Source organism: Clostridium sp. AM58-1XD (assembly GCF_003464085.1).
In the GTDB taxonomy this organism is placed as follows: Bacteria; Bacillota; Clostridia; order Lachnospirales; family Lachnospiraceae; genus Lachnoclostridium_A.
Genome location: NZ_QSDR01000012.1, coordinates 112,524 through 122,332, shown reverse-complemented (window position 1 = coordinate 122,332; position 9,809 = coordinate 112,524). Strand labels below are relative to the sequence as shown.

The window sequence follows — 9,809 nt, the reverse complement described above, 5'->3', positions numbered from 1 at the left end:
TTTCGTCAACATAAAAACACCGCCTTCCTGATATAATGATTATACCATGAATGCGGTGACAAATGTAGAAAAGCCCGAGCGATTGCTCGGGACTTTGTCTACAGTCTGAAGTGGCGGACCGCTCCGCCACTTCTTTGGTATTTTTATATTCTGCCGGCAGTATCTTGCTGATTAATAAAACATCCCTCTGCCTTCCACTCTTGTCTTTGTGTAGCTGCCGTCCTTCTCTTTCAAATAAACGTAATCACATAAATTCATTGACGTACAGATATGGTTGGGAATTATATACAGTGTATCTCCCACCGTCAGACCTGTCGGAACGTCTTTTGCAATCAATACCCCATGTTCTTCATTCATATGATCGAAAATCAGATGGTCATGGCCGATCACATTGCCATAACCTTTTAAAAACAGCGGCGGCACCCCTATTTTAGTATCCCCTGCAAAAATTTTCACCCCTCCGTCAATGACTGCCCGATATGGCGTAGGTGTACTGACAACAGTCACTTTTACGGCAGCGCTGCACTCCGATTCCTCTGCAACTTTCTGAACCAGCTTAGGCGCATCCTGAAAAATATATGTACCCGCTCTTAGTTCTGTCACGCCTTTACATGCTGCAACCGAACGAGCAGTAGGCGTCGATCCTCCGCTCACCTCTTTAATGTTGATTCCGTTTGATCTCAGAAGCTCCGCCGTTTCATATAGCATTTCGCCTTCTTCCCTTCCGGCGGCTTCTAAATCGAGTGTTGGAGTTCCTCCCAACGTTGCACTCTTAAAGGTAAAAATCCCCGTAACATTGAGGTTCGGAAGTTTATGGATTTCCCTTGCTGCTTCAAGCACGCTGGAAATCGGTATACCTGCTCTTCTGAAGCCCGTATCAATTTCTAATCGGACTTCTGCGATCTGCTCATGAACCCTAGCCGCTTCGGACAAGGCTCTGGCTCCAGCCAGGCTGTCGACCGCACATATCATTCTTATTTGACGCGATAAAGCCAAAAAACGTTCGATTTTTTCTTTTCCTATGATTGGATAGGCAATAAAAATGTCTTTTATGCCACTGGCAGCCATCATTTCGGCTTCGGACAGTTTAGCACAGCAGATTCCTATTGCCCCAAAATCCATCTGCATCTTTGCCAGACGCGGTATTTTATGCGTTTTAATGTGAGGGCGAAAGTTACAGCCACTTTGATCTGCAATTTCCTGATATTTTTTCAAATTATGTTCTACTTTTTCCATATCAATTATAATTGCCGGAGTATCTATATACTGCATACGTGTTCATCCTTTCTTTAAAGAATCATGCCATGAGGAAGTATTATTATAAATATTTTTTCAAATACAAAAGATAGTGCTGCGATTGTAATCATGGATACCAGCGCTGCTTTAAACCACTTTATTTTTCCCAGAAACATGAAGCTGAGACTTAGAAACAGAATTCCAGATACCACAAATCCCAGTTTTAATATAAGAAATGGGTAGATTACCAACGCTGCAGCTGCAATAAACAAAATCCTTTTATTAATCTTTTCATCCATAATCCTATCTTTTTTCTGCGGTTTCATCACCAATAGCATTACGCCTAATAGGACGATAATCGCAGCCAGAATCTTAGGATAAAAATCGGGTCCATATGCCGTTTCTTTCATAACAGCACTTCCTAAAAGAGAAGCCCAATAATAGTATAACATTCCTCCTGCTATGACACACGCGCCCGCAATACGGTTTATCTTGAATGTTCTTTTTTCTCCTGTGTCCTCTTCAAACGTTACATCAGATAATACTGTCATAGAGCGCCTCTTCCAACATTTAAATAGAAAAGAAAACAGGGGCCTGCAGAAATTAACTGCAACCAAGGCCAAAACAACTGCAGTAATCGGCCGTGATATAATTCCCCAAATGCCGGAATTACTCACTTGTACTGCTCTTCTGAAATTTTTTTCAAGCAGCGGTCCTAATACAACACCCAAGACAAGTGGACTTACGGGAAAACCGTATCGTTCCATTACAAATCCCAACAGCCCTACAGCAAGCATTATTACAATATCGAACGAACGCTGATTTGTCGCATATGTGCCAATAATACACATAACTATAATAATTGGTATTAAATATTCCTTGGGAAATTCTAACGTACGGACAATATATTTTGCTCCGAGCAAGGCGATCAGGATCATAAGTATATTAGACACAAACAGAGAGCCTAAAATCAAATTTACCATTTCAGGGTTCTGTTTATACAGCAAAGGGCCTGCCTGCATTCCATGAAGAGTAAATGCCGCCAGAAGAACAGCCGCTGGAGTATCTCCCGGTATTCCAAGTGTCAGCATTGGAATCAGGCTGCCTCCGATAACCGCATTATTTGCTGTTTCAGAGGCAACGACTCCGTCTGGTACACCAGTACCGAAATTTTCAGGATATTTAGATGCCTTTTTAGCCTGATCATAAGATAAAAGAGAGGCAATACTGCCTCCTGCGCCAGGCAGTAATCCAACCCACGTCCCTATTACAGATGATCGCAGAAAGTTTACGGTCTGAGCTTTCAAAAAGCTCAAGGAAGGAAGCATCCCTTTTATGCTTGTATCCGAATCCACTTTTATACGGCTTGGGCAGATAACGTCATGCAGTAACTGAGGAACTGCAAAACAGCCAATCATAACGACTAAAACGTCAAAACCAGATACCAGTTCTATCCTTCCAAAAGTAAATCTTGGCGATCCCATAATCACATCGAGCCCCACCGTGCCCATTGCCAATCCTACTGCTGCAGAAAGTAAACCTTTCACGGTCGAATCACCGACAACCGCTGCAATTGTAGAAAGTCCCAGCAGCGATACAGCGAAATATTCAGCCGGACCGAACTTCAGGGCTGCTTTTGCAAGAATCGGAGCACAGCATAAGAGCATGATAAAGCTAAATGTTCCCCCTATAAATGAGCCGACCAATGCCACACCAATTGCTTTGCCTGACTCTCCCTTTCTGGCCATAGGGAAACCGTCGAGGTCGTTGCAATCGAAGAGGAAGTACCTGGGATTCTCAGCAGAATTGCAGAATATAATCCTCCGGAAACACCACCGACGTATATAGCACATAAACTTGCAAAGGCAACATCTGAATTCATTGAAAACGTAAGGGGGGTCAGCAAAGCCATTGCCATTGTAGCTGACAGACCAGGAATTGCACCCACAACCAGTCCTCCTGCAACAGATATCACCATAAATATTAGAATATCAGGCTTCAGTATTGTGAATAAAGTTTCAACCATATGTCATCCCCTCCTGTTCGCTGTCGGGTAAGAAATCGATTGGACTAACATATGCCTCACTCTCCCTTCACCCGTTCTTAACTTTTATTCAGGCCAGCTTCTTCTACGATTTCTTTTAATATATCATCCTGTTTCGTCAGTTCCTTTACTGTCTCCTCAGGGTTCGTCCATGCACCTGCATAGTAATTTTCCTCCATAAATTCTTTGTATTCATCGCTGTTTACTGCTTTTCCAAAAGCTTCTGATATTATATTTACAATATCTGCGTCCGTTCCCTTTGGCGCCCATAAGAACCAGTTCTGGTTTAATGTACAGTCAATCCCCTGCTCTTGTAGTGTAGGTACATCGGCCAGTTTTGAATTTTTACTTCTCTCTTCCTGAACAACACCCAGAATCCGTAAGTCTCCAGACTCTACAAGAGGCATGATCTCTGCAAATTGCAGGGTGGCACATGCTACCTGATTGCCGGTAACAGCGGCTTTAACCTCTGACCCGCCGTCAAAACCTACCACCTTAATTGAAATTCCTGCTTTATCAATAAACTGTTCCGTAACAAGATGAGACATTCCTCCAATTCCTGAGACCCCTACAGAAAGGCTGTCCGGAGAGGCTTTCGCAGCATTGATCAAATCCTCCAGAGTATCGTATCCTGATTCCGCGCCTGTTACAATAGCGTAATTCGCCTGGACCAAACTGCAGACGCTTTCCAGATCATCCCATTTTGTTTGAGAAACGCCCATATAATATGACGCAAGCAGTGATTTATCATTTACCAGAAATGTATAACCATCCGGAGCGGCTGCAGCAGCTTCCGCCGAACCTACAGCTCCGCTTCCCCCAGTCTTATTAACAACTACGACGCTTTGCCCAAGTTCCTTCTCGACCATAGCAGACAGTTTCCGAACAGCAATGTCCGTGCCGCCCCCCGCGCCGAAGGGATTAACGATTGTTATTGATTTTATGGGATACTCTTCATTCTTCTCGTTTTCTTTTTTAGCAGAAGTACCGCAGCCTGCAGTTATGACCATAATAGTCGACAGCAATGCCGTTATAATTGATAAATATCTGTATTTTCTCATATAAATCCTCCTTCTTAATAATTATTTAAATATAAGAGTGCATCAAAGCAGCTCCATGTTTTTTAAAATTGTTTCTAACTGGGCCCGTTCTTCCACATTCAATTTTCCTGTTGGCCTCAGACAATTTCCTACAGGAATCCCTATCATTTGAAGAGCTTCTTTAATTACCGCAGGAAATGAGCCAAGTGTAAAAGCCATTCTAAGGGGTGCAAGCTTAAACTGGGCCTCCAGTGCACCCTCTAAATCATTCGTAATAAATTTATTATAGATATCTGCACATAATCCTGGTGCAACATTTGCGCATGCGGCAACGGCTCCCGAACCGCCTATGCAGAGACTGCTGTAAATCAGAGTATCTCTCCCCATCATTACATGAAAATCTTTTCCTTTATTTCTTCTTATGTGCTCTGCTGTTGCAGTCATATCGCCTGAACTGTCTTTCATACCGACAATATTTTTAATATCAGCCAGTTTTGACGAAGTATCCGGCGAAATGGAAATATGCGTTTTCGGTGAATTGTCATACAGCAGTACAGGAAGGTTTGTACTGGCTGCAATGTTCGTATAATGCTCTGCGAGTTCCTGCTGCGAGACGGATATGAAATAAGGCGTAAGAACAGAGACGGCATCTACACCTGAATCTTCCGCGATCTTTACCAGACGGATAGCTTCTCTTGTAGAAACAGCATTTGCTCCTGCGTAAACAGGCACTCTCCCTCCAACCTGATCAACTGTAATGCTCAATATTTCCCGATACATATCATCCGTAATCGCATAAAATTCTCCTGTTGTTCCAACAGCAAAAATGCCGTGAAGACCTCCTTTTATCTCATATTCGATTAAGCTTCTTAGCGCCTTCTCATCAATTTTCCCATTCTCGGCGACCGGTGTTATCATTGCCGGCAAAATACCATGTGGTTCAAATTTCACCCTCATCCCTCCATTCTGTTTCAAATACCATCTCTATTTCCACCGCCTGGTTGCCCGGTAATGAATTGGTACCTATTGCAGATCGCGCGGCATATCCGATTTCCTCTCCAAAAATCTGTATTAACAGTTCGCTGGCCGCATCGATTACCTTCGGCTGGTCTTCAAAACCATTTTGGCAGGAAACAAATCCGAGAATTTTAACAATTTTTGTAATGCGCCTCAGATCTCCTATTTCTCTTTCAATAATACTTAATAAATTAAAAATACTCTGTCTGGCTGCTTGCCTTCCCTCTTCAATGCTGATCTCTTCCCCTACATGACCCGTATATAGTAAATCCCCATTCTTTTTACAACCGACTCCAGCTGTGAAATATAAGGAATTTCCTACTTGTCTTATTGCCGAGTATACTCCTCCTGGTTTAGGCGGCGCTGGTAGTTCAAGACCCATTTCTTTCATTCTTGTGTAACAGTCCATCTTTTCTCTCCTTCCTTCTAAAAGTGATATATGACATGTGATATATTAGTTTCCGTGTTAATATCATATACCTTTCGACATATTTTTACAATGCATTTTCAAAATTAAATCATTTTTTGTGCATAATCACCATTTATATATCTGATATATCACATATTAGTCAATTGATTTTTAATAATATATCAGGTATAATAACTTTATTTGTTAATTTAGGGAGGTATCAGCCTTGAAAAAAGATGTTATTACAGATGAATTAGAAATTGCTCTTCCTTTGAGAGACCAAATTACGGATATTCTGCGCCGTCAGATTATTTCGGGAGAATTAAAAAAGGGGGAAAAGATTTCAGAACGTGATATCAGCAGCCGTTTTCATGTAAGTACTGCCCCCGCTAAGGAAGCTATCAGAACTTTAAATATGGAGGGATTGCTGCGTACTTATCCACATAAGGGAACATATGTATCTGATCTATATGAATCAAATCTTGTCCAGATGATTCATCTTAGAAGTGTAGTGGAAGGTACCGCTGCATATTGGGGCACATTACATATTACAGATGAAGATATTGATAGAATGAAAGATTATTTAGATCAGTTTTCGGCTTTATTAAGGGAGGATGTAAAAGAGAAAGAAATTGTAGAAAAAATAGCCAAAGCTAATTATTCGTTTCATCGCATTCTTAGTATCGCTGCGGGAAATTCTTATCTTGACCAATTAATTCTGACTATGGGATCTATTAATAATACGATTCGCTATTTATATTATTTTTCTTATATTCCTTCTGATTATGATACATCATATCAGGAACATAAAGCTCTGTTCGAAGCCGTCACAAAAAAAGATCCTTCTCTGGCAGAGCAAATAACCGTAAAGCATATACGAAGAGTCGGCAGTACCGTCTTATCTGAAGAAAATATCCCCCATTTAACTTCGGATAATCAAATTTCAGAATAAAGAAGAGGGTGCTGTTAAAGGATTTGCCCTCGTACCAGGTTAATCTCTAAGCCAATGCTTAAGAAATAATTCTGATATCGAGAGCACATCACACTTTAGCAACACCCTCTCTCGTACTATTCAATTATTCTTTTTATTCACTTGACACTCATTCTGCTTTCGCTGCCTGGCATATAATCTCGGCGCAGCTTCCATGCCAAATGCTGTGCTGTCCAGCATCAGGTGATAATTCTTTCTGTCGCCCCATTCCTGGGTCGTATACGTCTCATAATGAAGTTTCCTGTGTTTGTCTACATATGCAAGCGTCTGGTCTATGTACTCAGGCAGGCGGCCGTATTCTTCAATCACTCTCTTTTTACGGGTTTCCTTATCCGCATAGATAAACACCTTCATCATGTCTTCCCTGTCCTTGAGTATGAAATCCGCGCACCGTCCCACGATTACGCAAGGTCCCTGATCTGCAAGCTCCTCGATCACTTTTTGCTGTGCCAGGAAAATCCGTTCTGTCGCCGGCAGACTCTTAATATCCGGCTTATCCGGATGAGCCAGCCCATAAATTGCGCCAAGAGCAAAATTATAAAAAAAGCTGTTCTGCAGTTTTTCTTCATGTCCTTCCACAAATTCCGGGCTCAAACCGGCTTCTTTGGCGGTCTCTTCAATAATTTTCCTGTCGTAAAAAGGAATTCCCAATTTGTCAGCTACTATCTGTCCGATTTGCCGTCCGCCGCTGCCATATTCACGGCTGATCGTAATAATCTTCTTCATCATAAATCCCCGCCCCTTTCTGTATTCGGTTTTACTGCAATGGTTGACTTTGTTTTTATCTACTTTCACTTATATTATACTGATTTTTCAAAAATAAATCAATTATTTTCTGCTATCTCTTCTTTATTTTCTATAATTTTCTAAAATCAGCACAAATACACACAGGATGCTTCCATCTATTCCGCAGGAGGCACTCGCGCGAAGGGCATAACGCCGCTATAACGGTATCATTCCCTTCACGCGAATGCGCCTAACCGCTCATGCGGGGGCACGCTGTCCATAGCGGAGCGCTTTTTACTTTCCAGTAATCAAGCACTTTAACACGTTTTAAGAACAAGGGCTTTCCTGGAAAGCAAAAAGGCTCCGCCTCAGCCTGGTGGACTGAAACGGAGCCAGTGTCTTTTATTTCGTGATTCTGATTATTTGTTAACTACGTTTACAGGATGTCCTTCAATGAAATCCTTTACGTTAGCAACGGTGATATCCATAATTCTCTGACGGGACTCTTTAGCAGCCCAAGAGATATGTGGTGTAATCAGGCAGTTCTTAGCCTTCAGTAATGGGTTGTCTTCCTTAATCGGTTCTGTAGAAACAACATCAAGGCCTGCAGCATATACTTTGCCGCTGTTTAATGCATCTGCAAGATCCTGCTCAACAACGAGCGGTCCACGGCTGTTATTGATAATGATAACGCCGTCTTTCATCTTTGCGATGGTATCCTTGTTGATGATGCCTTCTGTATCCGGGAACAGCGGGCAGTGTAAGAAGATAACGTCAGACTTAGCTAACAGAGTATCAAGATCAACGTATTCTGCAACTTCTCTGCCTGCATCACTCTGGAAGTTATCAAAAGCGATTACGTTCATATTCATAGCCTTAAGAATTCTTGCAGTAGTCTGTCCGATACGTCCTAAGCCGATAACGCCGGCTGTCTTATGAGCAAGCTCGATCATTGGGAAATCCCAGTAGCACCAGTCAATGTTGTTAGCCCATTTTCCCTCTTTAACTGTCTGATCATGATACCAGAAGTGAGAGCAGATTTCTAACAGCAGACCTACTGCATACTGTCCAACGATATCTGTACCATAAGTAGGAACGTTCATTACCGGAATTCCCTTTTCCTTGCAGTACTGATAATCACACACGTTGTAGCCTGTAGCCAGGAATGCAACCATCTTCATGTTCGGGCACTTGTCAATCGTAGCCTTTGTAAGTGGAGTTTTGTTTGTGATAACGATATCTGCATCGCCGATTCTTTCAGCGATAATTGGAGCATCTACTGTAGAAGTTCTGTCATATACAGTAACCTCTCCAAGTGCTTCTAATCCTTCCCAGCTTAAATCTCCAGGATTCTCGGTATAACCATCTAAGACAACAATTTTCATGATTGTTCTGTCCTTTCTTTATATATGATTGTATTTTGCTGTTACAATTAATCCTCTACTAAAGCCCATGCTCTGTTGATGACTCTCTTCGTATTGGCAACTACGACTTCGTCATTCTCATCGCCCCATGGCTTAACTTCGAAAGAAAGTACATATGGATTTTCAGCGTTGAAGAATCCTTCTTCTTTTAATACAGTGAAGAAATCAACTAATTCAGCTGTATCATTCGCAGAGTTCGGGAATCCGAATCTTGGATGCTGATCTCCGTAAGCTTCACAGCCTTCCTTAACAACAGCGTTGCCAATGTGGAAGTGTGTAATGTATGGTCTCAGAGTCTGAACAACAAACTTGGATGTCTCGTATGTTGTCGGGAAATGGGACAGGTCAACCATTAAGCCAAAGTTGTTGTGTGTTGTTCTCATATCAGCTGCGAACTTTGCTGCATATGGAGCTGGTCCGATTAATGCTGCTTTGTCCATGTCGAAATCAAATACTTCCAGTTCCACGTTCATTCCCTTTGTTGCAGCGTAATCACATACGGCTCTTGTTGTCTTTAACAGCTGCTCGTATGCCAGATCCTTTGTCTCCGGAGCCCACTTACCTGCCAGGAAAGCGATTCCCTTAGCGCCTAATTCTTCTGCCTGATCAATTGCTTCGATTAAAGTAGCTTCTGCCTGCTTTCTGCCTTCCTCATCAACATCATTAGGATTTAACTTCGGTCCAAGCAGTCTCGGCTGTGCGCCGCAGCAAACCTTTAAATGGCTCTCTGCAAGCAACTTAGCTGCTTTTGCTCTAGTTTCATCATCCATTTTTGTTGGAATTTCAATTGCATCGAAGAAATCATCGCTGGCAACTTTCTGAATTACCTCAAGTACATCTCTATTCGGATAACTCATCCAAGAAATGGTACCTACCTGGAAATATTTATGGATTGACTCTCTCATTTCAATCATCCTCCTTA

The 9,809-nt window shown here is 42.1% G+C and carries 9 protein-coding genes and 1 pseudogene; 1 reads left to right on the top strand and 9 read right to left on the bottom strand.

Translation table 11 applies throughout. From position 1 onward, the window contains the following. Positions 1-171: 171 nt before the first annotated feature. The 6 genes and pseudogenes from DXA13_RS09400 to DXA13_RS09375 all read right to left on the bottom strand — a co-directional run bounded on the left by DXA13_RS09400 (position 172) and on the right by DXA13_RS09375 (position 5,728). On the bottom strand, positions 172-1,272 hold the full coding sequence (locus DXA13_RS09400) for an alanine racemase (protein ID WP_118243743.1): 1,101 nt from the start codon (positions 1,270-1,272) through the stop codon (positions 172-174). Positions 1,273-1,289: 17 nt separating this feature from the next. Next, complete coding sequence (locus DXA13_RS21675) at positions 1,290-1,787, bottom strand: tripartite tricarboxylate transporter TctB family protein (protein WP_278287041.1); 498 nt, start codon at positions 1,785-1,787, stop codon at positions 1,290-1,292. Between the two features lie 237 nt (positions 1,788-2,024). Beyond that, positions 2,025-3,214: pseudogene (locus tag DXA13_RS21670) on the bottom strand (tripartite tricarboxylate transporter permease); the annotation flags it as partial. A gap of 125 nt (positions 3,215-3,339) precedes the next feature. Continuing rightward, positions 3,340-4,341, bottom strand: coding sequence for a tripartite tricarboxylate transporter substrate binding protein (locus DXA13_RS09385; RefSeq protein ID WP_118243736.1), 1,002 nt, complete (start codon positions 4,339-4,341; stop codon positions 3,340-3,342). A gap of 42 nt (positions 4,342-4,383) precedes the next feature. Then, positions 4,384-5,271: a 4-hydroxy-tetrahydrodipicolinate synthase gene (gene dapA / locus DXA13_RS09380; RefSeq protein ID WP_207662162.1), complete on the bottom strand. Its 888-nt coding sequence runs from the start codon at positions 5,269-5,271 to the stop codon at positions 4,384-4,386. Beyond that, a complete protein-coding gene (locus tag DXA13_RS09375) occupies positions 5,261-5,728 on the bottom strand; it encodes a RidA family protein (protein WP_207662161.1) in 468 nt (155 codons plus the stop codon). Before DXA13_RS09375 ends, dapA begins: the two co-directional genes overlap by 11 nt. A gap of 244 nt (positions 5,729-5,972) precedes the next feature. On the opposite strand from DXA13_RS09375, the gene DXA13_RS09370 reads away from it, so the two are divergent. Further along, entirely contained in the window at positions 5,973-6,698 is a 726-nt protein-coding gene (locus DXA13_RS09370) for a GntR family transcriptional regulator (RefSeq protein ID WP_118243730.1), read from the top strand. Between the two features lie 120 nt (positions 6,699-6,818). Here DXA13_RS09370 and DXA13_RS09365 read toward each other — a convergent pair whose 3' ends face one another. From DXA13_RS09365 to DXA13_RS09355, 3 genes are all read right to left on the bottom strand, one after another. Beyond that, positions 6,819-7,466 carry a cytidylate kinase-like family protein gene (locus tag DXA13_RS09365; protein ID WP_243009041.1) on the bottom strand — a complete coding sequence of 216 codons (648 nt, stop codon included), beginning with the start codon at positions 7,464-7,466 and terminating at the stop codon, positions 6,819-6,821. 416 nt (positions 7,467-7,882) lie between these two features. Further along, a complete protein-coding gene (locus tag DXA13_RS09360; RefSeq protein WP_118243728.1) occupies positions 7,883-8,848 on the bottom strand; it encodes a D-2-hydroxyacid dehydrogenase in 966 nt (321 codons plus the stop codon). Positions 8,849-8,895: 47 nt separating this feature from the next. Further along, positions 8,896-9,792: a TIM barrel protein gene (locus DXA13_RS09355; protein WP_118243726.1), complete on the bottom strand. Its 897-nt coding sequence runs from the start codon at positions 9,790-9,792 to the stop codon at positions 8,896-8,898. Positions 9,793-9,809: the final 17 nt, after the last annotated feature.